The sequence below is a fragment of the Bradyrhizobium sp. 956_D2_N1_4 genome (assembly GCF_052076025.1).
Lineage (GTDB): Bacteria > Pseudomonadota > Alphaproteobacteria > Rhizobiales > Xanthobacteraceae > Bradyrhizobium > Bradyrhizobium barranii.
Genome location: NZ_CP197237.1, coordinates 4,160,568 through 4,186,481, shown reverse-complemented (window position 1 = coordinate 4,186,481; position 25,914 = coordinate 4,160,568). Strand labels below are relative to the sequence as shown.

23 protein-coding genes are annotated in these 25,914 nt (G+C 63.1%); 22 read left to right on the top strand and 1 reads right to left on the bottom strand.

What is annotated here, in order from left to right; translation table 11 throughout:
• Nucleotides 1-391: 391 nt before the first annotated feature.
• From rpoB to AB7535_RS19765, 4 genes are all read left to right on the top strand, one after another.
• Entirely contained in the window at nt 392-4,510 is a 4,119-nt protein-coding gene (gene rpoB, locus AB7535_RS19780) for a DNA-directed RNA polymerase subunit beta (RefSeq protein WP_085405453.1), read from the top strand.
• A gap of 129 nt (nt 4,511-4,639) precedes the next feature.
• Nucleotides 4,640-8,836: a DNA-directed RNA polymerase subunit beta' gene (gene rpoC, locus AB7535_RS19775; RefSeq protein ID WP_071912831.1), complete on the top strand. Its 4,197-nt coding sequence runs from the start codon at nt 4,640-4,642 to the stop codon at nt 8,834-8,836.
• A 192-nt stretch (nt 8,837-9,028) separates the two neighbouring features.
• The gene (locus tag AB7535_RS19770) at nt 9,029-11,092 is read left to right on the top strand and encodes an FAD-dependent oxidoreductase (RefSeq protein ID WP_085405454.1); all 2,064 of its coding nucleotides are present in this window, start codon (nt 9,029-9,031) and stop codon (nt 11,090-11,092) included.
• A gap of 132 nt (nt 11,093-11,224) precedes the next feature.
• Nucleotides 11,225-13,267: an ABC transporter ATP-binding protein gene (locus tag AB7535_RS19765; protein WP_439036800.1), complete on the top strand. Its 2,043-nt coding sequence runs from the start codon at nt 11,225-11,227 to the stop codon at nt 13,265-13,267.
• On the opposite strand, the gene AB7535_RS19760 is transcribed toward AB7535_RS19765, so the two are convergent.
• A complete protein-coding gene (locus AB7535_RS19760; RefSeq protein WP_085405456.1) occupies nt 13,180-14,433 on the bottom strand; it encodes an FAD-dependent oxidoreductase in 1,254 nt (417 codons plus the stop codon). The genes AB7535_RS19765 and AB7535_RS19760 overlap by 88 nt on opposite strands.
• A 683-nt stretch (nt 14,434-15,116) precedes the next feature.
• On the opposite strand from AB7535_RS19760, the gene rpsL reads away from it, so the two are divergent.
• The 18 genes from rpsL to rplE all read left to right on the top strand — a co-directional run bounded on the left by rpsL (nt 15,117) and on the right by rplE (nt 25,907).
• Nucleotides 15,117-15,488, top strand: a complete 372-nt coding sequence (gene rpsL / locus AB7535_RS19755; protein ID WP_007603006.1) for a 30S ribosomal protein S12 — start codon at nt 15,117-15,119, stop codon at nt 15,486-15,488.
• 15 nt (nt 15,489-15,503) lie between these two features.
• Nucleotides 15,504-15,974 (top strand): 30S ribosomal protein S7, encoded by a 471-nt coding sequence (gene rpsG, locus AB7535_RS19750; RefSeq protein WP_063982575.1) that lies wholly within the window; start codon nt 15,504-15,506, stop codon nt 15,972-15,974.
• Nucleotides 15,975-16,004: 30 nt separating this feature from the next.
• Nucleotides 16,005-18,077, top strand: coding sequence for an elongation factor G (gene fusA, locus AB7535_RS19745; protein WP_063982576.1), 2,073 nt, complete (start codon nt 16,005-16,007; stop codon nt 18,075-18,077).
• Nucleotides 18,078-18,117: 40 nt separating this feature from the next.
• Nucleotides 18,118-19,308 (top strand): elongation factor Tu, encoded by a 1,191-nt coding sequence (gene tuf / locus AB7535_RS19740; RefSeq protein WP_063982577.1) that lies wholly within the window; start codon nt 18,118-18,120, stop codon nt 19,306-19,308.
• 84 nt (nt 19,309-19,392) lie between these two features.
• The gene (gene rpsJ, locus AB7535_RS19735; RefSeq protein ID WP_002712302.1) at nt 19,393-19,701 is read left to right on the top strand and encodes a 30S ribosomal protein S10; all 309 of its coding nucleotides are present in this window, start codon (nt 19,393-19,395) and stop codon (nt 19,699-19,701) included.
• A gap of 53 nt (nt 19,702-19,754) precedes the next feature.
• Nucleotides 19,755-20,468, top strand: coding sequence for a 50S ribosomal protein L3 (gene rplC / locus AB7535_RS19730; protein ID WP_085405457.1), 714 nt, complete (start codon nt 19,755-19,757; stop codon nt 20,466-20,468).
• 1 nt (nt 20,469) lies between these two features.
• Nucleotides 20,470-21,090 carry a 50S ribosomal protein L4 gene (gene rplD, locus AB7535_RS19725; RefSeq protein ID WP_011088150.1) on the top strand — a complete coding sequence of 207 codons (621 nt, stop codon included), beginning with the start codon at nt 20,470-20,472 and terminating at the stop codon, nt 21,088-21,090.
• On the top strand, nt 21,087-21,389 hold the full coding sequence (locus tag AB7535_RS19720; protein ID WP_007603019.1) for a 50S ribosomal protein L23: 303 nt from the start codon (nt 21,087-21,089) through the stop codon (nt 21,387-21,389). Before rplD ends, AB7535_RS19720 begins: the two co-directional genes overlap by 4 nt.
• Nucleotides 21,390-21,401: 12 nt before the next feature.
• Nucleotides 21,402-22,235 (top strand): 50S ribosomal protein L2, encoded by an 834-nt coding sequence (gene rplB, locus AB7535_RS19715; protein ID WP_028152985.1) that lies wholly within the window; start codon nt 21,402-21,404, stop codon nt 22,233-22,235.
• Nucleotides 22,236-22,247: 12 nt separating this feature from the next.
• Nucleotides 22,248-22,526, top strand: coding sequence for a 30S ribosomal protein S19 (gene rpsS / locus AB7535_RS19710; RefSeq protein WP_008136357.1), 279 nt, complete (start codon nt 22,248-22,250; stop codon nt 22,524-22,526).
• A gap of 10 nt (nt 22,527-22,536) precedes the next feature.
• A complete protein-coding gene (rplV, locus tag AB7535_RS19705; protein ID WP_011088147.1) occupies nt 22,537-22,926 on the top strand; it encodes a 50S ribosomal protein L22 in 390 nt (129 codons plus the stop codon).
• An 18-nt stretch (nt 22,927-22,944) separates the two neighbouring features.
• Nucleotides 22,945-23,670 (top strand): 30S ribosomal protein S3, encoded by a 726-nt coding sequence (rpsC, locus tag AB7535_RS19700; protein WP_063982580.1) that lies wholly within the window; start codon nt 22,945-22,947, stop codon nt 23,668-23,670.
• Nucleotides 23,671-23,702: 32 nt separating this feature from the next.
• A complete protein-coding gene (rplP, locus tag AB7535_RS19695) occupies nt 23,703-24,116 on the top strand; it encodes a 50S ribosomal protein L16 (protein ID WP_063982581.1) in 414 nt (137 codons plus the stop codon).
• 5 nt (nt 24,117-24,121) lie between these two features.
• Nucleotides 24,122-24,328, top strand: a complete 207-nt coding sequence (rpmC, locus tag AB7535_RS19690; RefSeq protein ID WP_063986292.1) for a 50S ribosomal protein L29 — start codon at nt 24,122-24,124, stop codon at nt 24,326-24,328.
• Nucleotides 24,329-24,341: 13 nt separating this feature from the next.
• Entirely contained in the window at nt 24,342-24,590 is a 249-nt protein-coding gene (rpsQ, locus tag AB7535_RS19685; RefSeq protein WP_063982582.1) for a 30S ribosomal protein S17, read from the top strand.
• 84 nt (nt 24,591-24,674) lie between these two features.
• Nucleotides 24,675-25,043, top strand: a complete 369-nt coding sequence (rplN, locus tag AB7535_RS19680; protein WP_007603030.1) for a 50S ribosomal protein L14 — start codon at nt 24,675-24,677, stop codon at nt 25,041-25,043.
• Nucleotides 25,043-25,357 (top strand): 50S ribosomal protein L24, encoded by a 315-nt coding sequence (rplX, locus tag AB7535_RS19675; protein WP_063982583.1) that lies wholly within the window; start codon nt 25,043-25,045, stop codon nt 25,355-25,357. The genes rplN and rplX overlap by 1 nt, the downstream gene beginning before the upstream one ends.
• Nucleotides 25,350-25,907 carry a 50S ribosomal protein L5 gene (rplE, locus tag AB7535_RS19670; protein ID WP_063982584.1) on the top strand — a complete coding sequence of 186 codons (558 nt, stop codon included), beginning with the start codon at nt 25,350-25,352 and terminating at the stop codon, nt 25,905-25,907. The genes rplX and rplE overlap by 8 nt, the downstream gene beginning before the upstream one ends.
• The last annotated feature ends 7 nt before the right edge of the window (nt 25,908-25,914 follow it).

The window sequence follows — 25,914 nt, the reverse complement described above, 5'->3', positions numbered from 1 at the left end:
GTGCGACGGAACATCCCGACGCAGGCCGAACACGAAAAAGTGTTGGGATTTGAAGGTTAACCCCTCGAATCTCGACTATTGTCGCCCCATATCGGTTCGACAGCACGAAAGCGCGGTGGGCAGGGATGCCGGATTCCCTGTAAGCCGTTGGGAGAGCAGGCTATTTCGGGCTTTTGCAGTCCGTGAAGACAATCGTTGTGACGGGCGGGCGTGCCTATGCGCCCCGCGCGTCGTTTTGCGTTTTGAAGGTCTGAAGAACAGATTCAGGACATGACGGTCTGAATCTGGATTTTTGGTCCCCAAAGCGGGTTCGAAAAATTCAACCCGGGGAGCGGTGGCAACCGCGTCCTGGACGGCGCGCCCGGAGCGGGCGACGAAATGAGAGGCCACGATGGCGCAGCAGACATTCACCGGTCGCAAACGCGTTCGCAAGTTCTTCGGACACATCAAGGAAGTCGCCGAGATGCCGAACCTCATCGAGGTTCAGAAGGCGTCCTATGACCAGTTCCTGATGGTCGACGAACCCGTGGGCGGGCGTCTCGACGAGGGCCTGCAGGCGGTGTTCCGCTCGGTGTTCCCGATCTCCGACTTCTCGGGCACCTCGATGCTGGAATTCGTCCGCTACGAGTTCGAGCAGCCGAAATACGACGTCGACGAGTGCCGCCAGCGCGGCATGACCTTCGCGGCCCCCCTCAAGGTGACGCTGCGCCTCATCGTGTTCGATATCGACGAGGAAACCGGCGCGAAGTCGGTGAAGGACATCAAGGAGCAGGACGTCTACATGGGCGACATCCCGCTCATGACGATGAACGGCACCTTCATCGTCAACGGCACCGAGCGCGTCATCGTCTCGCAGATGCACCGTTCGCCCGGCGTGTTCTTCGACCACGACAAGGGCAAGACCCATTCGTCGGGCAAGCTGCTGTTCGCCGCCCGCGTCATCCCGTATCGCGGCTCCTGGCTCGACATCGAGTTCGACGCCAAGGACATCGTCTATGCGCGTATCGACCGTCGCCGCAAGATTCCGGTGACGTCGCTGATGTTCGCGCTTGGCCTCGACGGCGAGGCGATCCTGTCCACGTTCTACAAGAAGATTCTCTACAAGCGGACCAAGGAAGGCTGGCGCGTTCCGTTCGACGCCAACCGTTTCCGCGGCTACTCGACCATCAACGACCTGATCGACGCCGACACCGGCAAGGTCGTGCTCGAGGCCGGCAAGAAGCTCACGGTGCGCGGTGCGCGTCAGATGCAGGAGAAGGGCCTGAAGGCGCTGCGGCTGTCCGATGAGGAGCTCGTCGGCAACTATCTCGCCGAGGACCTCGTCAACCCGAAGACGGGCGAGATCCACGCGGAAGCCGGTGAAGAGATCACCGACAAGTCGATGAAGGCCCTCAACGAGCAGGGCTACAAGGAACTGCCGCTGCTCGACATCGACCACGTCAATGTCGGCGCCTACATCCGCAACACGCTCTCGGCCGACAAGAACATGACGCGTGAGGACGCGCTGTTCGACATCTACCGCGTGATGCGTCCGGGCGAGCCGCCGACGCTGGATTCGGCGCAGGCGATGTTCCAGTCGCTGTTCTTCGACGCCGAGCGCTACGACCTGTCCGCGGTCGGCCGCGTCAAGATGAACATGCGCCTCGACCTCGATGCGCCCGACACCCAGCGTACGCTGCGTAAGGAAGACATCCTCTCCGTCATCAAGACGCTGGTGGATTTGCGCGACGGCAAGGGCGAGATCGACGACATCGACCATCTCGGCAACCGCCGCGTGCGCTCGGTCGGCGAGCTCATGGAGAACCAGTACCGCATCGGCCTGCTGCGCATGGAGCGCGCGATCAAGGAGCGCATGTCCTCGGTCGACATCGACACGGTCATGCCGCAGGACCTGATCAACGCGAAGCCGGCGGCTGCCGCCGTGCGCGAGTTCTTCGGCTCCTCGCAGCTCTCGCAGTTCATGGACCAGACCAACCCGCTGTCGGAGATCACCCACAAGCGCCGCCTCTCGGCGCTTGGACCGGGCGGTCTGACCCGCGAGCGCGCCGGCTTCGAGGTGCGCGACGTGCATCCGACGCATTACGGCCGCATCTGCCCGATCGAGACGCCGGAAGGTCCGAACATCGGCCTGATCAACTCGCTCGCGACCTTCGCGCGCGTGAACAAGTACGGCTTCGTCGAGACGCCGTACCGCAAGGTCAAGGACGGTCGCGTCACCGACGAGGTCGTGTACCTCTCGGCGATGGAAGAGGGCCGCTACACGGTCGCGCAGGCCAACGTGCCGCTCGACCCGAAGGGCCGCTTCACCGAGGATCTCGTGGTCTGCCGTCACGCCGGCGAAGTCTTGCCGGTGACGCCGGACAAGGTCGACTACATGGACGTGTCGCCGAAGCAGCTCGTTTCGGTCGCCGCGGCGCTGATCCCGTTCCTCGAGAACGACGACGCCAACCGCGCGCTGATGGGCTCGAACATGCAGCGCCAGGCGGTGCCGCTGGTTCGCGCCGAGGCGCCGTTCGTCGGCACTGGCATGGAAGGCGTGGTTGCGCGTGACTCGGGTGCCGCGATCGCGGCGCGCCGTTCGGGCGTGATCGACCAGATCGACGCGACCCGCGTCGTCATCCGCGCCACGGAAGATCTCGATCCGACCAAGTCGGGCGTCGATATCTACCGTCTGATGAAGTACCAGCGCTCCAACCAGTCGACCTGCATCAACCAGCGTCCGCTGGTGAAGGTCGGCGACATCGTCAAGAAGGGCGACATCATCGCCGACGGTCCGTCGACCGATCTCGGTGAGCTCGCGCTTGGCCGCAACGTGCTGGTCGCGTTCATGCCGTGGAACGGCTACAACTTCGAAGACTCGATCCTGCTCTCCGAGCGGATCGTGAAGGAAGACGTCTTCACCTCGATCCACATCGAGGAGTTCGAGGTGATGGCCCGCGACACCAAGCTCGGGCCTGAGGAAATCACCCGCGACATTCCGAACGTCTCGGAAGAAGCGCTGAAGAACCTCGACGAAGCCGGTATCGTCTACATCGGCGCGGAAGTGCGCGCCGGCGACATCCTGGTCGGCAAGATCACGCCGAAGGGCGAAAGCCCGATGACGCCGGAAGAAAAGCTTCTGCGCGCCATCTTCGGCGAAAAGGCCTCCGACGTTCGCGACACCTCGCTGCGCGTTCCTCCGGGCGTGCAGGGCACGATCGTGGAAGTGCGCGTGTTCAACCGTCACGGCGTCGACAAGGACGAGCGTGCGCTGGCGATCGAGCGGGAAGAGATCGAGCGTCTGGCCAAGGACCGTGACGACGAGCAGGCGATCCTGGACCGCAACGTCTACAACCGTCTTGCCGAGCTCCTCGAGGGACGGCAGGGCATTGCGGGCCCGAAGGGCTTCAAGAAGGACACCAAGATCACCCGTGCGGTGCTCGAGGAGTACCCGAAGTCGCAGTGGTGGCTGTTCGCGTCGCCGAACGACAAGCTGATGGCCGAGATCGAGGCCATGCGGAAGCAGTACGACGAGTCGAAGAAGGGGCTGGAACAGCGCTTCCTCGACAAGGTCGAGAAGCTTCAGCGCGGTGACGAATTGCCGCCCGGCGTGATGAAGATGGTCAAGGTCTTCGTCGCGGTGAAGCGCAAGATCCAGCCCGGCGACAAGATGGCCGGCCGCCACGGCAACAAGGGCGTGGTGTCGAAGATCGTGCCGATCGAGGACATGCCGTTCCTCGAAGACGGTACGCATGCCGACATCGTGCTCAATCCGCTCGGCGTGCCCTCGCGCATGAACGTCGGACAGATCCTCGAGACCCATCTCGGCTGGGCTTGCGCCGGCCTCGGCAAGCGTATCGGCCAGACGGTCGATGCCTATCTGTCGAAGCAGGACATCAAGCCGCTGAAGGAAACCTTGAAGAAGGTCTACGGCGAGGACGAGACGATCAAGTCGCTCAACGACAACGAGTTGATCGAGCTCGGCCACAATCTGAGCCGCGGCGTGCCGATCGCGACGCCGGTGTTCGACGGCGCCAAGGAAGCCGACATCGAGGAGATGCTGAAGCTTGCCGGTCTCGACGCTTCGGGTCAGTCGACCGTCTATGACGGCCGTACCGGCGATGCCTTCGATCGCAAGGTGACGGTGGGCTACATCTACATGCTCAAGCTGCACCATCTCGTGGACGACAAGATCCACGCGCGTTCGATCGGTCCGTACTCGCTCGTTACCCAGCAGCCGCTGGGCGGCAAGGCGCAGTTCGGTGGCCAGCGCTTCGGCGAAATGGAGGTGTGGGCGCTCGAGGCTTACGGCGCGGCGTACACGCTCCAGGAGATGCTGACGGTGAAGTCGGACGACGTCGCCGGCCGTACCAAGGTGTACGAGGCGATCGTCCGCGGCGACGACACGTTCGAGGCCGGTATTCCGGAATCGTTCAACGTGCTGGTCAAGGAAATGCGCTCGCTCGGCCTCAACGTCGACCTGCACAACTCCAAGGTGGGACCGGCGCCGACGTCGGAAGCAGCCGAGTAATACGACCTTTCATGCCCGGCCTTCACGGCCGGGCATCGGCGCCCCTCCCGAGGCCTTGAGGGCAGGGCGCCCCGATTGAGTGATTTTCGAATTTGCGGCCGTAGGCGACCGGCACGCGAGGAGAAGACGATGAACCAAGAAATTATGAATCTCTTCAACCCGACGACTCCGGCTCAGGTCTTCGACCAGATCCGGATTTCGATCGCGTCTCCTGAGAAGATTCTGTCCTGGTCCTACGGCGAGATCAAGAAGCCGGAGACCATCAACTACCGTACCTTCAAGCCCGAGCGCGACGGCCTGTTCTGCGCCCGCATCTTCGGGCCGATCAAGGACTACGAGTGCTTGTGCGGCAAGTACAAGCGCATGAAGTACAAGGGCATCATCTGCGAGAAGTGCTCGGTCGAGGTCACGCTGTCGCGCGTCCGGCGCGAGCGCATGGGCCATATCGAGCTCGCAGCCCCCGTCGCCCACATCTGGTTCCTGAAGTCGCTGCCCTCGCGCATCGGCCTTCTGCTGGACATGACGCTGAAGGATCTCGAGCGGATCCTCTACTTCGAATATTACGTCGTGCTCGAGCCGGGCCTCACCGCGCTCAAGGACCGTCAGCTCTTGTCGGAAGACGAGTATCTGAAGGCGCAGGACGAGTACGGCCAGGATTCCTTCACCGCCATGATCGGCGCGGAAGCGATCCGCGAGCTGCTCAAGGGCATGGACCTCGAGAAGCTCGAAGCCACCTTGCGCCTCGAGATGCAGGAGACCGACTCCGACATCAAGCACAAGAAGCTCGCCAAGCGCCTGAAGATCGTGGAAGCGTTCCGCCACTCCGGCAACAAGCCGGAATGGATGATCATGACCGTGGTTCCGGTGATTCCGCCGGACCTGCGTCCGCTGGTGCCGCTCGACGGCGGCCGCTTCGCGACCTCGGACCTCAACGACCTCTACCGCCGCGTCATCAACCGCAACAACCGCTTGAAGCGGCTGATGGAGCTGCGTGCGCCGGACATCATCATCCGCAACGAGAAGCGCATGCTTCAGGAAGCGGTCGATGCGCTGTTCGACAACGGCCGCCGCGGCCGCGTCATCACGGGTGCCAACAAGCGCCCGCTGAAGTCGCTCGCCGACATGCTCAAGGGCAAGCAGGGCCGCTTCCGTCAGAACCTGCTCGGCAAGCGCGTCGACTATTCGGGCCGTTCGGTGATCGTGGTCGGTCCCGAACTGCGCCTGCATCAGTGCGGCCTGCCGAAGAAGATGGCGCTCGAGCTGTTCAAGCCGTTCATCTACTCGCGGCTTGACGCCAAGGGCCTGTCCACCACCGTGAAGCAGGCGAAGAAGCTGGTCGAGAAGGAGCGGCCCGAGGTCTGGGACATCCTGGACGAGGTCATCCGCGAGCATCCGGTGCTGCTCAACCGCGCACCGACGCTGCATCGTCTCGGCATTCAGGCGTTCGAGCCCGTGCTGATCGAGGGCAAGGCGATCCAGCTGCATCCGCTGGTCTGCGCCGCGTTCAACGCCGACTTCGACGGCGACCAGATGGCCGTGCACGTTCCGCTGTCGCTCGAGGCGCAGCTGGAAGCGCGCGTCCTGATGATGTCGACCAACAACATCCTGCATCCGGCGAACGGCCAGCCGATCATCGTGCCGTCGCAGGACATCGTGCTCGGTCTCTACTACGTCTCGATCATGCGTGAAGGCCTGCCCGGCGAGGGCAAGATCTTCGGCGACATGGCCGAGCTCGAGCACGCGCTGCACGCGAAGGTCATCCACCTCCACACCAAGATCAAGTATCGGTGGCAGGGCATGGACGAGACCGGCAAGGTCTCGACGCGCTGGATCGAGACCACCGCGGGCCGCGTCATGCTCGGCAATCTGCTGCCGAAGAACCCGCGGATTTCGTACGAGATCATCAACAAGCTGATGACCAAGCGCGAAATCTCGGGCGTGATCGACCAGGTCTACCGTCACTGCGGCCAGAAGGAGACTGTGATCTTCTGCGACCGCATCATGGCGCTCGGCTTCTACAACGCGTTCAAGGCCGGCATCTCGTTCGGCAAGGACGACATGGTCGTGCCGCACTCCAAGTGGAAGATCGTCGACACCACCCGTACGCTGGCGAAGGATTTCGAGCAGCAGTACAACGACGGTCTGATCACCCATGGCGAGAAGTACAACAAGGTCGTCGACGCCTGGTCGAAGGCCACGGAAGAAATCGCCAAGGCGATGATGAAGGAGATCTCCTCGACCAAGAAGACGGCGAGCGGGGCGGATGCCGACATCAACTCGATCTACATGATGGCTCACTCCGGTGCCCGCGGTTCGCCGGCCCAGATGCGCCAGCTCGCCGGCATGCGCGGCCTGATGGCCAAGCCGTCGGGTGAGATCATCGAGACGCCGATCATCTCGAACTTCAAGGAAGGTCTCTCGGTGCTCGAGTACTTCAACTCGACCCACGGCGCCCGTAAGGGCCTCGCGGACACCGCGTTGAAGACCGCGAACTCGGGCTACCTGACCCGTCGTCTCGTCGACGTGGCGCAGGACTGCATCATCACGCAGAACGACTGCGGCACCAAGCTCGGCATCAAGATGCGCGCCATCGTCGATGCCGGCACCGTGGTTGCCTCGCTCGGCTCGCGCATCCTCGGCCGTACGGCCTGCGAAGACGTGCGTGACAGCTCGGGCAAGGTGATCATCAAGCGCGGTACGCTGATGGAAGAAAGCCATCTGGATGCCATCCACCAGGGTGGCGTGCAGGAGGTGAAGATCCGCTCGGCACTGACCTGCGAGCTCGTCAACGGCATCTGCGGCATGTGCTACGGCCGCGACCTCGCCCGCGGCACGCCGGTCAACCACGGTGAAGCCGTCGGCGTCATCGCGGCGCAGTCGATCGGCGAGCCCGGCACCCAGCTGACCATGCGCACCTTCCACATCGGTGGTGCGGCGCAGCTCAACGAGCAGTCGTTCGTCGAATCCAACTTCGACGGCAAGATCGTGATCCGGAACAAGGCCATCGCCCGCAACAGCGAAGGTCACCTGGTCGCGATGGTCCGCAACATGGTGATCGCGATCGTCGATGCCGACGGCACCGAGCGTGCGACGCACCGTATCCAGTACGGTTCGCGCCTGCACGTCGACGAGGGCGACACCGTCAAGCGCGGCCAGCGCATCGTCGAGTGGGATCCCTACACTCGTCCGCTGCTCACCGAAGTCGAAGGTACCATCGGCTTCGAGGATCTGGTCGAGGGGCAGTCGATCTCGGAAACGCTCGACGAGGCCACCGGCATCGCCAAGCGCGTGGTCATCGACTGGCGCTCGACCCGCGGCGGCGCGGACCTCCGTCCGGCCATCGTGGTCAAGGGCAAGGACGGCAAGGTGCTCAAGCTCGCCCGTGGCGGCGATGCCCGCTACATGCTGTCGGTCGATGCCATTCTCTCGGTCGACGTCGGAGCCAAGGTCAATACGGGCGACATCCTCGCCCGTGTCTCGACCGAAAGCGCCAAGACGCGTGACATCACCGGCGGTCTGCCGCGGGTGGCGGAACTGTTCGAGGCACGGCGTCCGAAGGATGCGGCGATCATCGCCGAAATCTCGGGCACCATCCGGTTCGGACGCGACTACAAGAACAAGCGTCGCATCTCGATCGAGCCGATGGACAAGACCGACGAGGCACGCGAGTACCTGATCCCGAAGGGCAAGCACATCCACCTTCAGGACGGCGACGTCGTCGAAAAGGGCGACTTCATCGTCGAAGGCAACCCGGCGCCGCACGACATCCTGGCGGTCAAGGGCATCGAGGAACTCGCGGCCTATCTGGTCAACGAGATCCAGGAGGTCTACCGGCTCCAGGGCGTGCTCATCAACGACAAGCACATCGAGGTGATCGTCCGTCAGATGCTCCAGAAGGTGGAAGTCACCGACCAGGGCGACACGGACATGATCTCCGGCGAGCAGGTCGACAAGATCGAGTTCGACGCGCTCAACGAGAAGGCGAAGGAAGAGGGCAAGAAGATCGCTACGGGAACGCCGGTTCTGCTCGGCATCACCAAGGCGAGCCTTCAGACCCGCTCCTTCTTCTCGGCGGCCTCGTTCCAGGAGACCACCCGCGTCCTCACGGAAGCGGCGGTCAACGGCAAGGTCGATCCGCTCGAGGGCCTCAAGGAGAACGTCATCGTCGGCCGGCTGATCCCGGCGGGCACCGGCGCCTCCATGGCCAAGATCCGCGAAGTCGCGATGAAGCGCGACAAGCTGATCCTGGACGAGCGCGAGAAGCAGGCGGCCGTCGTGTCGCCCGCGCCGGAAGCGGAGCTTCCTGCGCTGCCTCCTGCGGAATAATCGTTCATCCGTAGGAATACCGAGGACAATGAAAAGGCCGGCGCAAGCCGGCCTTTTTGCTGCTTTGTTTGCCTGTTGCGGTGCAGGATCAACCTTTGTTCATCTTTCCTTCAGGCGCAAAAGCGCTTCTGCTAAGGGAAGTTAGACCGGTGGTCCCGTGACGGGGGCAGGGCCGGAGACCACGGAACTCATATGCTTGATCTCGCAATCGTAGGCGGCGGCCCCGGCGGGCTGATGAGCGCCTGGTACTTGAAGCGTAAGCTCGGCGACCTCTGCCGCATCACCATCTACGAGGCCTCCGACCGGCTCGGCGGCAAGATCGTCACGCGCAAATTCGATTCCGCGCCGGCGATGTACGAGGCCGGCGTTGCCGAGATCTACGACTACTCGATGACCGGTCCCGATCCGCTGCGCGAGCTGATCCAGCATTTCGGACTTCAGACCATTCCGATGGACGCCGAGCAGGTGCAGTTCGGCGGCGAGCTCCTCAACGACGTCGCAGGCATGCGCCGCAAATACGGCGCCAAGACTGCGGCTGCGATCGAGGCGTTCCGGAACCGCTGCGCCGAGGCGATGACGCCGATCGAATATTACGAGGGCGTCGGCGCGCACGACAACGAGAATCCCTGGGCCTACAAGACCGCCGAGCAGGTGCTCGACGAGGAGGTCGAGGACGAAACCGCAAAGCGTTTCTTCAAGGTGATGGCGCGCTCCGACATCGCGACCGAAAGCCACAACACCAACGGGCTCAACGCGCTCAAGAACTACCTGATGGACGTCGACGGCTATATCGGCCTCTATTCCATCCAGAACGGCAACGAGCAGCTGATCGAGTGCCTGCAGTCGGAGGTCAACGCCGACGTCCAGCTCAATCACCGCGTGCTCACCGTCGGCAAGGCGCCGACCGGCCGCTACCAGCTCAAGATGATGAACGGCAAGGGGCCGGAGACGCGCGACTTCGACCTCGTGCTGGTCTGCCTGCCGCATTCGTGGCTCGCGACGATGGGCTGGGAAGGCGAGCAGCTCCGCAAGTCGATGGTCAAGCACGTCTCGTATTTCGATCGTCCCGCGCACTATCTGCGCGTCTCGATCCTGTTCGACACACCGTTCTGGGGCGAGAAGATTTCCGGCGCCTGGTTCATGTCGGAAGCCTTCGGCGGCTGCTGCGTCTACAACGAGGGCGCGCGTCATGACGTCGGCAAGCACGGCGTGCTGAACTGGCTGATTCCCGGCTCCGACGCGCTGGCCTTCGCCAATTTGTCGGATCAGGAGCTGATCGACGCCGCACTGAAATCGCTGCCCGCCTCGCTCGGCGATGCGCGTTCGCATTTCGTGGAAGGCAAGATCCACCGCTGGCTGTCGTCGGTGAACGCCATCCCCGGCGGTCTGCCCGTGCGCGACGTCATGACCAATCACCGGCCGGAGCCGAAGGAGCATCCCGGCATCGTGGTGGTCGGCGATTATCTGTTCGACTCCACGCTGAACGGTCTGCTCGACTCCTCGGACGCGGCGACCGACATCATCCTGACCGAGATGATGCGCCTGCGCCGCGAGCGCGGACAGGAGGAGGGCGAGCCGGTCTCGGACAAGATCGACCGCGACTATTTCGAGAACTATCGCGGCCTCGGTCCCTACAGCGAAGCTTGGCGCCACTTCACCGATCCCGATTATCTCACCAAGCTGATCGGCATCGTCTGGGGCAAGGCCAAGGGCGCCAAGCTGCTGGTCGCGGGCTCGGCCAGCGGCGAACTGGTGGGCGCGCTGCGCGATCGCGGCATCGATGCCTTCGGCATCGAGAACAACCGCGCCATCCACGCCAGGACGCCGAAGGCGCTGAAGAAGTACAACAAGCTCGGCTCGATCACCGACATGCCGTTCAAGGATGGCGCCTTCGACTTCGTGTTCGAGACCAGCCTCTGCCATGTTTCCCCGAAGCAGGTGGTCCGCGCGATCCGCGAACTGAACCGCGTGGTCAAGACCGGCCTCGTGTTCGGCTCGATCACCTCGGACATGGCTTCGGTGGTGATCGACCGCTACGACCTGCTGCGCGGCGTCAAGAAGCTCGGCACCTGGTGGGAATGGTCCGAGCTGTTCTTCGGCAACGGCTTCGACCTGTCGATGCACCGCAAGGACTGCACCGATGCGCTCTGGGAGGCGACGCTTGCCGCCAACAAGGGCCCGGGCCAGTGGTACGCCGACGCCGACAGCCTGCGTTATTCCTTCTTCGACAAGGTCGAGGGTGAGGACGACGACTAGAGACAGGATCGGACTGGCGTAGCCAATTGCTTTGCCGAATTCGTCATGATCGCATAGAATCGGTGCGATAGCGGTTGCCGCTATTTCCTGCTTTCTCCGCGGTCATGCCGGCCGTCAGCATCGGTTGGTTTCATGGCGTCCAAGCCCCTCCCGCCCGACAAACAGAAACTCGCCACGGAAGAGGCGGCCGAGCTCGACGACAAGCTTGTCCCAGTCAAGCCGGACCTCGAAGACGACGAAGACGACGAGGACGACGAAGACGAGGAGGAAGACGAGCTGGAGCTCGACGACGACGATGAGGACGAGGAACTCGTCGTCTTTACCGCGCGCGAGGCCGCAGGCGCGCTCGCGACCATCCTGGGTTTCGTCAAGCCGTTCCTGTCCAACTACAAGCGGATGCTGTCATTCGTGGCGTTCGGCGTCTGCGTCGAGACGCTGTTCAACGTCATCATGCCGCTCAGCCTGAAGTACCTGATCGACGACGCGCTCGGCGAGGAGGATTTCCAGGCGCTCTACAAGATCCTCGGCGTGCTCGCGGTCGCCGGCATCTTCACCTCGATCGTGGCGGTCTGGTACGAGCGCTGGGACGCCAGGCTGGCTGCCTGCATCATCTCCGACGTCCGCAAGCGCCTGTTCGAACATGTCCAGGACCTGCCGGCGGCCTATTTCGGCCGCACCAAGCGCGGCGAGATCCTGTCGCGCTTTTCCGTCGACCTTTCGGCCTTCGAGGGCTCGGTCAAGACCTTCGCCAACAGTGCAGCGCTGCCGTTCCTGGAATTGATCGCCGGCATCATCCTGATGTTGTTCCTGAACTGGCAGCTCGCCGCGGTCGCGCTGCTGGTGTTCCCGATCACGCTGATCGGGCCGCGCATCCTCACCCCGAAGGCGGTGCAGGCCAATTACGAGCAGAAGCAGAACGAGAGCGCGCTGCTCGGCATGGTGCAGGAGAACGTGGCCGCGCAGGCCGTGATCAAGGCGTTCAGCCTGCAACGCAAGATGTTCGGCTTCTTCAGCTTCCGCAACGACGAGACCCGCCGCAAGATCGCTTCCGCTGCGTTCCTGTCGACCATGGTGGAGCGGACGGTCACCATTTCGGTGCTGCTGCTACACCTCGTCGTGCTCGCGATCGGTGCCTATCTGGCGACCAAGGGCCAGATCACCATCGGCACCTTCGTCACCTTCGAGAGCGCGTTCTGGGAGGTGTCCTACAACATCGCCCACGTGATGCACTTCATCCCGGTGTCGATCTCCTCGGCCGCCGCGATCCGCCACATGCAGGAGCTGCTGGACGAGCCGACGCGCGGCGCCGATCGTCCGGGCGCGCCCGATCTGCCGCGCATCACCAACGACATCACCTTCGACCACGTGACGTTCCAGTACGAAGGCAGCCAGACGCCGGTGCTGGACAATCTCAGCCTCAAGCTCAACGCCGGCAAGCGCATCGCCATCGTCGGCCCCTCGGGTTCCGGCAAGAGCACGCTGCTCAATTTGATCCTGCGGCTGTACGTGCCCAACGAGGGGCGCGTCGCCATCGACGGCGTCGACGTCCGCAAGGTGACGCTGGATTCGCTGCGCCGGAGCATGGCGGTGGTGTTCCAGGAGAACATGCTGTTCAACATGTCGATTCGCGAGAACATCCGGCTCGGCAAGGAAGGCGCGACCGACGAGGAGGTGGAGGACGCCGCCAGGAAGGCCGAGATCCACCGCTACATCATGAGCCTGCCGCAGCGCTACGACACGCCGGTAGGCGAGCGCGGCGATACGCTGTCGGGCGGCCAGCGCCAGCGCATCGCGATCGCGCGCGCGGTCATCCGTAACCCTTCCGTGCTGCTGCTGGACGAAGCCACCTCGGCGCTCGACCAGACCACCGAGGCCGCGATCAACCGTACGCTGCTGAAGGTCGCGAAGGGGCGCACCATGATCTGGTCGACCCATCGCCTGACCTCCGTGGTCGAGATGGACGAGATCATCGTGATCTCAGGGGGCAGGGCGATCGAGCGCGGCTCGCATGCCGAGCTGCTCGCCAGGAACGGCACCTATCGTAAGCTGTGGAACGACCAGATCCACCAGCCGCATGGCGCCGTGGCTCAGGCCGATGACGACAGCGACGATGACGACGAGGATGAAGACGACCTCGACGAGGATGATGAGGACGAGGACGAGGAGGAGGCGTGACCGAGGAAGTTCGGCTCCAGATGAATTGCTCCTCCGAGCGGCCGCAGCAAGCCTTGAACTGACCAAGCGATGAAGCGCGCCCAGCGCTGCGCGGTCCAGTAGGGACTCGTCGCGGTCGAGACGGAGCGGAACTCGAACGCCTTCGCCGCCGACCATTCGTCGCAGGCCCGCTTGACCGGATCGGCGTAGAAGGTGGCGATCTTGGCCCCGTCCATCCCGTCGGAGGCGAGCCACTCCGGGATATGGACGTTGCAGAGCCGCTCGACGTCGGTGAAGACCTTGTCACAGCCGGTGCCGGCGGCGGGGCAGGAGGTCGAGAACGCATCGCCCACCAGCACGAGGCCGGGCTGGCCGCTTGCGTCGTTCACATAGAGGTCGACCGGACGGATCTTGATCTCGCCGGCGATGTCGAAGGCGCCGGTGATCCGCTTGAGCCGGGGCAGGGTGGCGTTCAGCGTCTCGGCTGGCGCGCGGCGCAATTCGCGCAGCCATGGGTCGTCGACGCCGCGATAGACGAACAGATTGGCGCGCATCCGCGGACCGGTCGGAAACAGCGTGATGTAGGGGATTCGGTCGCTCGGCCGTTCCGAGAAATAGGTCAGCGCCGGGAAGTCGAACGAATTCCGCCCCGCCGGCACCACGTCGAACCCGATCGAGATCGAATGGCAGGCGCTGATGATTTTTCGCGCGATGCCGAGCTGGTGGCGCAGGCCGACGTTCAGGCCGTTGGCGAGCACGACGAGTCGGGCCGAGATCGTCTCCTCATTGGAGAGCGTGATCTTTTGCCGCTCCGGGCTCGTCTCGAGCGAGACCGCCTTTGCACAGATGCGCTCGACGCCAGCAGGGATCTCGTCGCGGACGGCGTTGACGAGCGAATCGTAGAGGATGTTGAACTGCCGACTCGGCGCCCTGTCGAGCAACCGGCCGAATCGGGCGATCCGGTTTTCGCCGGCAAAAGTCGCGCGGCGCAGCACCGATTCTCCGATTCCGGTCTTCAGGAATCGCTCGACCTGGACGTGACCACTGAGTTTTTCGACTCGAAAGTCCGCCGGATAGCTCTCATGCGGGTCGATCAGTACCGTCGAAATGCCGACGCGGCCGAGCATTGCGGCGGCGGTCGAGCCGGACAATCCCCCGCCGATAATGGCAATGTCGGTGTACCGCATGGTGCAAATCTCTGCCGCAGGCGGCAGATTGACGCATCAACAGGAAAAAAAGCCTTAGCAAGGGTTATAAAAGTACATTTTGCCCGGATATAAATTGCTTTTGGGCTGGCGGAACAGATGTCCGGTCCCCATATCCAGCAGGCGCGGCGAGTGCGGGCAAACAGCGATTTCGTCAGGTGGCAGAAGCGTTTTCTGACTGTCGTTTCACCTTGACTTGGCCGACTCTCACTTATAGAAAGCGGCTCACTTAACGACAGGCGGTGAGCATCGCCAGCGTCGGAACGGGCCACCCGTTGATCTCCAGGGATCTGATCCTCAGGGATCGCTAAGACGGGCACCAACCTCGACGAATGCCGCTCAAACGCTGTCGATCATAGCTAGGCAATGCCAGTGCGATTTTAGGTCTCTTGAGCTCGTTCTCTTGAGATCGAATTCGGATGCATGACCTCGGTGCGCGGGCCGCAGCTTTATGCTGATTGGCCTGAAACTGCGGTCCTCTGTGGCGTCGTAACGCTTTCCGCTCGGTGATGGAGCGGTTGGCGCAATTTCGCTTTGTGCGGATTGTTCCGTGCGAGGCGACCTCGTCGGGCGGGTGGCCCGAAAAGAATTGCGGATCCGGCAACGGGCCGCGCCAAGACAGCGGACCCGGAAGGGACCGCGGCAGAACAAAGGGTAAGGCCAGGATGCCGACGATCAACCAGCTGATCGCTCAACCGCGTGAAGTGCAGAAGTCGCGCAAGAAGGTGCCGGCGCTGCAGCAGTCGCCGCAGAAGCGTGGTGTTTGCACCCGCGTCTACACCACGACCCCGAAGAAGCCGAACTCGGCGCTTCGTAAGGTCGCCAAGGTGCGCCTGACCAACGGCTTCGAGGTGATCGGCTACATCCCGGGTGAAGGCCATAATCTTCAGGAGCACTCGGTGGTCATGATCCGCGGCGGCCGCGTCAAGGACTTGCCCGGCGTGCGCTACCACATCCTCCGCGGCGTTCTGGATACCCAGGGCGTCAAGAACCGTAAGCAGCGTCGTTCGAAGTACGGCGCGAAGCGTCCGAAGTAAGCGGGAACCAGCTCAATGTCTCGTCGCCACTCAGCGGAAAAGCGCGAAGTTCTTCCCGATCCGAAGTTCGGGAACATCATCGTCACGAAGTTCATGAACTCGGTGATGTACGCCGGCAAGAAGTCGGTCGCCGAAGGCATCGTCTACGGTGCGTTCGGTATCATCGAAGCCAAGACCAAGCAGAGCCCCCTCGGCGTGTTCGAGCAGGCACTCGAGAACGTCATGCCGACGATCGAAGTGCGCTCCCGCCGCGTCGGCGGCGCGACCTACCAGGTGCCGGTCGAAGTTCGTTCGGTGCGCCGTCAGGCGCTGGGCATCCGCTGGCTGATCTCGGCCGCGCGCGATCGCAACGAGAAGACGATGACCGAGCGGCTCTCGGCTGAGCTGCTCGACGCCTCGAACAACCGCGGCAACGCCGTCAAGAAGCGCGAAGACGTGCACCGGATGGCGGAAGCCAACCGCGCCTTCTCGCACTATCGCTGGTAACGGCGAAACACGGAATCTAAGGATCAACCCATGCCTCGCGTTCATGCCATAGAGAACTACCGCAATTTCGGTATCATGGCGCATATCGATGCCGGCAAGACCACGACCACCGAGCGCATCCTCTATTACACCGGCAAGAGCCACAAGATCGGCGAAGTGCACGAAGGTGCCGCGACGATGGATTGGATGGAGCAGGAGCAGGAGCGTGGCATCACGATCACCTCGGCTGCCACCACCGCATTCTGGGCCGGCAAGCGCCTGAACATCATCGACACCCCCGGCCACGTCGACTTCACCATTGAAGTCGAGCGTTCGCTGCGCGTGCTCGACGGCGCCGTCTGCGTGCTCGACTCGAACCAGGGCGTCGAGCCCCAGACCGAGACCGTCTGGCGCCAGGGTGACAAGTACAAGGTTCCGCGCATCGTCTTCGCCAACAAGATGGACAAGACGGGTGCCGACTTCTTCAAGTGCCTGGCCGACATCGTTGACCGCCTCGGCGCCAAGCCGATCGCGATCCAGCTTCCGATCGGTGCCGAGAACAACTTCAAGGGTCTCGTCGACCTCGTGAAGATGCAGGGCATCATCTGGAACGATGAATCGCTCGGCGCGAAGTTCGACTATGTCGACATCCCGGAAGATATGGTCGAGCAGGCCAAGGAATACCGCGAGAAGATGGTGGAAGCCGCCGTCGAGCTCGACGATGATGCATTGGCTGCCTTCCTCGACGGCAAGGAGCCGGACGAAGCGACGCTGAAGCGGTTGATCCGCAAAGCGGTGCTGACCGGCGCGTTCTATCCCGTGCTGTGCGGCTCGGCCTTCAAGAACAAGGGTGTGCAGCCGCTGCTCGACGCCGTCGTCGACTATCTGCCGTCGCCGATCGACGTGCCCGCGATCAAGGGCACCGACGACCGCGGCAACGAGGTCGTGCGCAAGGCGGACGACAAGGAGCCGCTCGCGCTGCTCGCGTTCAAGATCATGGACGACCCGTTCGTCGGCACCATCACCTTCTGCCGCATCTACTCCGGCGTCCTGCAGAGCGGCACCGGTGTCGTGAATTCGACGCGCGAGAAGAAGGAGCGCATCGGGCGCATGCTGCTGATGCATGCGAACAACCGCGAGGACATCAAGGAAGCCTATGCCGGCGACATCGTCGCGCTGGCCGGCCTGAAGGAAGCGCGCACCGGTGACACGCTGTGCGATCCCGACAAGCAGGTGATCCTGGAGAAGATGGAATTCCCCGAGCCGGTCATCGAGATCGCGATCGAGCCGAAGTCCAAGGCCGACCAGGAAAAGCTGGGCGTGGCACTGGCGAAGCTCGCCGCGGAGGATCCGTCCTTCCGCGTGTCGACCGACCAGGAGTCCGGCCAGACCATCCTCAAGGGCATGGGCGAACTCCATCTCGACATCAAGGTCGACATCCTCAGGCGTACCTACAAGGTCGACGCCAACATCGGCGCGCCGCAGGTTGCGTTCCGTGAGCGCGTCACCAAGAAGGCCGAGGTCAAGTACACCCACAAGAAGCAGACCGGCGGTACCGGTCAGTTCGCGGAAGTGTCGATCGTGGTCGAGCCGAACGAGCCCGGCAAGGGCTACGAGTTCGAGTCCAAGATCGTCGGCGGTGCGGTTCCGAAGGAATACATCCCGGGCGTCGAAAAGGGCCTCAACAGCGTGATGGGCTCTGGTGTCGTCGCGGGCTTCCCCGTGGTCGACGTCAAGGTTCAGCTCGTCGACGGCAAGTACCACGACGTCGACTCGTCGGCGCTCGCCTTCGAAATCGCATCGCGCGCGGCATTCCGCGAAGCGCTGCAGAAGGGCAAGTCCGTCCTGCTCGAGCCGATCATGAAGGTCGAAGTGGTGACCCCGGAAGACTACACCGGCTCGGTCATCGGCGACCTGAATTCCCGGCGCGGTCAGATCCAGGGTCAGGACATGCGCGGCAACGCCAACGTCATCAACGCGATGGTGCCGCTCATGAACATGTTCGGGTACGTGAACAACCTGCGCTCGATGAGCCAGGGTCGCGCGACCTTCACCATGCAGTTCGACCACTACGCAGAAGCGCCGGCCAATGTGTCGGCAGAAGTCCAGAAGAAGTTTGCCTGATTGTCGTCGGTCTCGAACTGACGATTGAACGGAGAGTCAAATGGCCAAAGCAAAGTTTGAACGTAACAAACCGCACTGCAACATCGGCACCATCGGTCACGTCGACCATGGCAAGACGTCGTTGACGGCTGCGATCACCAAGATCCTCGCCGAGACCGGCGGTGCGACGTTCACGGCGTACGACCAGATCGACAAGGCGCCGGAAGAGAAGGCGCGCGGCATCACGATCTCGACGGCGCACGTCGAGTACGAGACCAAGAACCGCCACTATGCCCACGTCGACTGCCCCGGCCACGCCGACTACGTGAAGAACATGATCACCGGCGCCGCCCAGATGGACGGTGCGATCCTGGTCGTGTCGGCTGCTGACGGCCCGATGCCGCAGACCCGCGAGCACATCCTGCTCGCCCGCCAGGTTGGCGTGCCCGCGCTCGTCGTGTTCCTCAACAAGTGCGACATGGTCGACGATCCGGAACTCCTCGAACTCGTCGAGCTCGAAGTCCGCGAGCTGCTCTCGAAGTACGACTTCCCGGGCGACAAGATCCCGATCATCAAGGGTTCGGCGCTCGCCGCTCTCGAAGATTCCGACAAGAAGCTCGGCCATGACGCCATCCTCGAGCTGATGAAGAATGTCGACGAGTACATTCCGCAGCCGGAGCGTCCGGTCGACCAGCCCTTCCTGATGCCGGTTGAAGACGTGTTCTCGATCTCGGGCCGCGGCACCGTCGTGACCGGCCGTGTCGAGCGCGGCATCGTCAAGGTCGGCGAGGAAATCGAGATCGTCGGTCTGCGCGCCACGCAGAAGACCACGGTCACGGGCGTCGAAATGTTCCGCAAGCTGCTCGATCAGGGCCAGGCTGGCGACAACATCGGTGCGCTGCTCCGCGGCACCAAGCGCGAGGACGTCGAGCGCGGCCAGGTGCTGTGCAAGCCGGGTTCGGTCAAGCCGCACACCAAGTTCAAGGCTGAGGCCTACATCCTCACCAAGGAAGAGGGCGGCCGCCACACCCCGTTCTTCACCAACTACCGTCCGCAGTTCTACTTCCGCACCACCGACGTGACCGGTGTCGTGCATCTGCCGGAAGGCACCGAGATGGTGATGCCGGGCGACAACATCGCGATGGAAGTGCACCTGATCGTGCCGATCGCGATGGAAGAGAAGCTCCGCTTCGCGATCCGCGAAGGTGGCCGCACCGTTGGCGCCGGCGTCGTCGCCTCGATCATCGAGTAATTACGAGAATAGGGATTGGCGCGTAGCGAGTGTGACATTCGCTATTCGCTATTCGCCACCCCCCACTAAAGAGAGACCACGGCAATGAACGGCCAAAACATTCGTATCCGTCTCAAGGCGTTCGACCATCGTATCCTCGATACGTCGACCCGCGAGATCGTGAACACGGCGAAGCGCACCGGCGCGCAGGTCCGCGGACCCATTCCGCTGCCCACCCGCATCGAGAAGTTCACCGTCAACCGTTCGCCGCACGTCGACAAGAAGAGCCGCGAGCAGTTCGAGATGCGCACTCACAAGCGCCTGCTCGACATCGTCGATCCGACCCCGCAGACCGTCGATGCTTTGATGAAGCTCGACCTGGCCGCCGGTGTCGACGTCGAGATCAAGCTCTAAGATTTTTGGATCACGTTCGCGACTAGCGGACAGAAAGAACAGGAAGCACGCCGATGCGCTCCGGAGTGATCGCACAAAAGGTCGGGATGACGCGGGTCTTTACAGAGGCCGGCGAACATATCCCCGTGACCGTGCTGAAGCTCGGCAATTGCCAAGTCGTAGCCCACCGCACTGAAGAGAAGAACGGCTACGTAGCGCTCCAGCTCGGGTCTGGCAGCCGCAAGACCGTGTATCTGCCCAAGGCAGAGCGCGGCCAGTTCGCGGTCGCCAAGGTCGAGCCGAAGCGGCAGGTCGAGGAATTCCGCGTCTCCGCGGATGCGATGATCCCGGTTGGCGCCGAGATTCTCGCCGATCATTTCGTCGTCGGCCAGTTCGTCGACGTCACCGGCACCTCGGTCGGTAAGGGCTTTGCCGGCGGCATGAAGCGCTGGAACTTCGGCGGTCTGCGCGCCACCCACGGCGTGTCGGTCTCGCATCGCTCGATCGGTTCGACCGGTGGCCGTCAGGACCCCGGCAAGACCTGGAAGAACAAGAAGATGCCCGGCCACATGGGTGTCGACCGCATCACCACGCTCAACCTTCGAGTCGTTCAGCTCGATGTCGAGCGCGGCCTGATCCTCGTCGAAGGCGCCGTTCCCGGCTCCAAGGGCGGCTGGATCCGCGTGCGCGACGCTGTCAAGAAGCCGCTGCCGAAGGAAGCTCCGAAGCCCGGCAAGTTCAAGGTTGCTGGCGAAGCGGACGCCGCTCCGGCTGCGCAGGAGGCGTGAGATGGAATTGAAGGTCACGACCCTCGAAGGTAAGGAAGCCGGCTCGGTCCAGCTTTCCGATGCCATTTTCGGCCTCGAGCCGCGCCAGGACATCATTGCACGTTGCGTGCAGTGGCAGCTCAACAAGCGTCAGGCCGGCACTCACAAGGCCAAGGGCCGCGCCGAGATCTGGCGCACCGGCAAGAAGATGTACAAGCAGAAGGGCACCGGCGGTGCTCGTCACGGCTCGGCCCGCGTGCCGCAGTTCCGCGGCGGTGGCCGTGCCTTCGGTCCGGTGGTGCGTTCGCACGCCACCGACCTGCCGAAGAAGGTCCGCGCGCTTGCCCTCAAGCATGCGCTGTCGGCCAAGGCCAAGGACGGCGACCTGCTGGTGATCGACAAGGCCGCGCTGGAAGCCGCCAAGACCAAGGCGCTGCTCGGCCATTTCTCGGGCCTCGGTTTGACCAACGCGCTGATCATCGACGGCGCCGAGCTCAACAACGGCTTTGCCGCTGCGGCCCGCAACATCCCGAACATGGACGTGCTGCCGATCCAGGGCATCAACGTCTATGACATCCTGCGCCGTCAGAAGCTCGTTCTGACCAAGGCCGCCATCGATGCGCTGGAGGCGCGCTTCAAATGACGAAGAACATCGAGCCTCGCCACTACGACGTGATCTTGTCGCCGGTCGTGACCGAAAAGGCGACGATCGCCTCGGAGCACAACAAGGTCCTGTTCAAGGTGGCCGCGAAGGCGACCAAGCCGCAGATCAAGGAAGCGATCGAGAAGCTGTTCGACGTCAAGGTTAAGAGCGTCAACACGCTGGTCCGCAAGGGCAAGACCAAGATCTTCCGCGGCAATCTCGGCTCGCAGTCGAACAGCAAGCGCGCGATCGTGACCCTCGAAGAGGGCCACCGGATCGACGTGACCACCGGTCTGTAAGGTCGTACGACGATGGCACTGAAAAAATTCAATCCCACGACGCCGGGCCAGCGCCAGCTGGTCATGGTCGATCGTTCGGCCCTCTACAAGGGCAAGCCGGTCAAGGCGCTCACCGAAGGCAAGCACTCCTCGGGCGGTCGCAACAACACCGGTCGCATCACCGTGCGCTTCCGCGGCGGCGGTCACAAGCAGACGCTGCGCATCGTCGACTTCAAGCGCGACAAGGTCGATGCGCCCGCGACGGTCGAACGGCTGGAATACGATCCGAACCGCACCGCGTTCATCGCGCTGGTCAAGTACGAAGACGGCACCCAGGCCTATATCCTGGCGCCGCAGCGCCTTGCCGTCGGTGATTCCGTGGTTGCCGGCAACTATGTCGACGTGAAGCCGGGCAACGTCATGCCGCTCGGCAACATGCCGGTCGGCACGATCATCCACAACATCGAGGTCAAGATCGGGAAGGGCGGCCAGCTCGCTCGTTCCGCCGGCACCTACGCCCAGCTCGTCGGCCGCGACCACGACTACGTGATCATCCGCCTGAACTCGGGCGAGCAGCGCCTGGTGCACGGCCGTTGCCGCGGCACGATCGGCGCGGTGTCGAACCCGGATCACATGAACACCTCGATCGGCAAGGCCGGCCGCAACCGTTGGCTGGGCCGCAAGCCGCATAACCGCGGTGTCTCGATGAACCCGATCGACCATCCGCACGGCGGTGGTGAAGGTCGTACCTCGGGCGGTCGCCACCCGGTCACCCCGTGGGGCAAGCCGACCAAGGGCAAGAAGACCCGCAGCAACAAGTCGACCAACAAATTCATTCTCCTAAGCCGCCACAAGCGGAAGAAGTAAGGAACGCCGGACATGGTTCGTTCAGTCTGGAAAGGCCCGTTCGTCGAGGGTTCTCTGCTCAAGAAGGCAGATGCCGCCCGCGCGTCCGGCCGTCACGACGTCATCAAGATCTGGAGCCGTCGCTCGACGATCCTGCCGCAGTTCGTCGGCCTGACCTTCGGTGTCTACAACGGTCAGAAGCACGTGCCGGTGGCCGTCAACGAGGAAATGGTCGGTCACAAGTTCGGCGAGTTCTCGCCGACCCGGACCTTCCATGGCCACTCCGGGGACAAGAAAGCCAAGAAGGCTTGAGGATTAAACGATGAGCAAACCTAAGCGCGAACGGAGCCTCGCCGAGAACGAGGCCAAGGCGGTCGCCCGGATGCTGCGGGTGAGCCCGCAGAAGCTCAACCTGGTCGCCCAGCTCATTCGCGGCCGGAAGGCAGCTGCTGCGCTCGCCGATCTGCAGTTCTCGCGCAAGCGGATCGCGGTCGACGTGAAGAAGTGCCTGGAATCGGCTATCGCAAACGCCGAGAACAACCACGACCTCGACGTCGACGATCTCGTCGTGGCGCAGGCCTTCGTCGGCAACGGCCTCGTGATGAAGCGCTTTGCCGCCCGCGGCCGTGGCCGCTCGGGCCGTGTCTACAAACCATTTTCGCAGCTGACGATCATTGTTCGTCAGGTCGAAGCCGAAGCAGCAGCGGCTTAAGGGTCGCAGGAGAAAACGATGGGTCAAAAGATCAATCCAATCGGTCTGCGTCTCGGCATCAACCGGACCTGGGATTCCCGCTGGTTCGCCGGCAAGCAGGAATACGGCAAGCTGCTGCACGAGGACGTCAAGATCCGCGAGATCCTGCACAAGGAGCTCAAGCAGGCGGCCGTCGCCCGCATCGTGATCGAGCGTCCGCACAAGAAGTGCCGCGTCACCATCCACTCGGCTCGTCCGGGCGTGGTGATCGGCAAGAAGGGCGCCGACATCGACAAGCTGCGCAAGAAGGTCGCGGACATCACCTCGTCCGACGTCGTCATCAACATCGTCGAGATCCGCAAGCCGGAGCTCGATGCGACGCTGGTGGCCGAGTCGATCGCGCAGCAGCTCGAACGCCGCGTGGCGTTCCGCCGTGCCATGAAGCGCGCCGTGCAGTCGGCGATGCGTCTCGGCGCGGAAGGCATCCGCATCAACTGCTCGGGTCGCCTGGGCGGCGCGGAAATCGCGCGCATGGAGTGGTACCGCGAAGGTCGCGTGCCGCTGCACACGCTGCGCGCCGACATCGACTACGGCGTTGCGACCGCGTTCACGACCTTCGGCACCTGCGGTGTCAAGGTCTGGATCTTCAAAGGCGAGATCCTCGAGCACGATCCGATGGCCCAGGACAAGAGAATGGCCGAAGGCGAGACCGGCGGCGGTGGTGATCGCGGTGGCCGTGGGCGCCGTGACAACGCTGCGGCCTGACGCCAGCACAGAGAATTTGAGGGCTTGAAGCCATGATGCAACCTAAGAAAACGAAGTTCCGGAAGGCGCATAAGGGCCGTATCCACGGCGTTGCGTCTTCGGGTGCGACGTTGGCCTTTGGCCAGTTCGGCCTGAAGGCGACCGAGCCGGAGCGCGTTACCGCGCGCCAGATCGAAGCCGCTCGCCGCGCGCTGACCCGCCACATGAAGCGCGCCGGCCGCGTCTGGATCCGCGTGTTCCCCGACGTTCCGGTGTCGAAGAAGCCGGCCGAAGTCCGCATGGGCTCCGGCAAGGGTGCTCCGGAACTGTGGGTCGCGCGCGTCAAGCCCGGCCGGGTGCTGTTCGAGATCGACGGCGTCAACACCCAGACGGCGCGTGAAGCGCTGACCCTGGCGGCCGCCAAGCTGCCGATCAAGACGCGCTTCGTCGAGCGCATTGCGGAGTAATGGCCATGGCCCAGATGAAGATCGAAGACATCCGTGCATTGAGCCCTGATCAGCAGGATGACGCCATCCTGAATCTGAAGAAGGAGCGCTTCAACCTGCGCTTCCAGCGCGCCACCGGGCAGCTCGAGAACACCTCGCGCCTGCGCGAGGCTCGCCGTGACATCGCCCGCATCAAGACCGTCGCCGCGCAGAAGCGCGCGAAAGAGAAGTAAGGGGCTTACGAATATGCCGAAACGTACTTTGCAAGGCGTGGTCGTCAGCGACAAGACTGCCAAGACCGTTGTGGTGCGCGTCGATCGCCGCTTCACGCACCCGATCTACAAGAAGACGATCCGCCGTTCGAAGAACTACCACGCGCACGACGAGGACAACCAGTTCAAGCCGGGCGACATGGTGTGGATCGAGGAAACCAAGCCGATTTCGAAGTTGAAGCGCTGGATCGTGATCCGGGGCGAACACAAGAAAAGCGCCTGATCTGTTGGCTTTAGCCGACTGACTTCAGGAAAATGTTGAGCGCCGGCTGGGCTGGCGCAAGAGAGAAGAGGACGAGGTGCATCAATGATTCAGATGCAGACCAACCTCGACGTGGCCGACAATTCTGGCGCACGCCGTGTCATGTGTATCAAGGTGCTCGGAGGCTCCAAGCGCCGCTACGCCACGATCGGCGACATCATCGTCGTCTCGATCAAGGAAGCGATTCCGCGTGGCAAGGTGAAGAAGGGCGACGTGATGAAGGCCGTCGTGGTGCGCGTCCGCAAGGACATCCGCCGCGCCGACGGTTCGGTCATCCGCTTCGACCGCAACGCCGCCGTTCTGATCAACAACCAGTCCGAGCCGGTCGGCACCCGTATCTTCGGGCCCGTGCCGCGCGAGCTGCGCGCGAAGAACCACATGAAGATCATCTCGCTCGCGCCGGAGGTGCTGTGATGGCTGCGAAGATCCGCAAGGGCGACAAGGTCGTCGTGCTGACCGGTCGCGACAAGGGTCGCACCGGCGAAGTATTCGAGGTTCGCCCGGACGCCGGCACGGCGCTGGTGCGCGGTATCAACATGGTCAAGCGTCATCAGAAGCAGACGCAGGCCCAGGAGGGCGGCATCATCTCGAAGGAGTCGCCGATCCAACTGTCCAACATCGCGTTCGTCGGCAAGGATGGAAAGCCGACCCGCGTCGGATTCAAGATTCTGGCGGACGGCAAGAAGGTCCGCATCGCCAAGAGCTCGGGAGCTGAGATCGATGGCTGAGGTCGCTTACACGCCGCGCCTGCGCGCGGAATATGACGCGAAGATCCGGACGGAAATGACCGAGAAGTTCGGTTATGAGAACGTCATGCAGGTTCCGCGTCTGGACAAGGTCGTGCTGAACATGGGCGTTGGCGACTCCGTCAACGACCGTAAGAAGGCCGAGAACGCCGCCGCTGAATTGACGCTGATCGCCGGCCAGAAGGCGATCGTGACCTATTCGCGTATCGCGATCGCGACCTTCAAGCTGCGTGAGAACCAGCCGATCGGCTGCAAGGTCACGCTGCGCAAGGCCCGCATGTACGAGTTCATCGATCGCCTGGTGACGGTCGCGCTGCCGCGCGTCCGCGACTTCCGCGGCCTGAACCCGAAGAGCTTCGACGGCCGCGGCAACTACTCGCTCGGCCTCAAGGAACACATCATTTTCCCCGAGATCGACTTCGACAAGGTCACGGAAGCCCGCGGTATGGACATCACCGTCTGCACCACGGCCAAGACCGACGACGAGGCGAGGGCCTTGTTGACCGCTTTCAATTTCCCGTTCCGGCAGTGAGACGCTG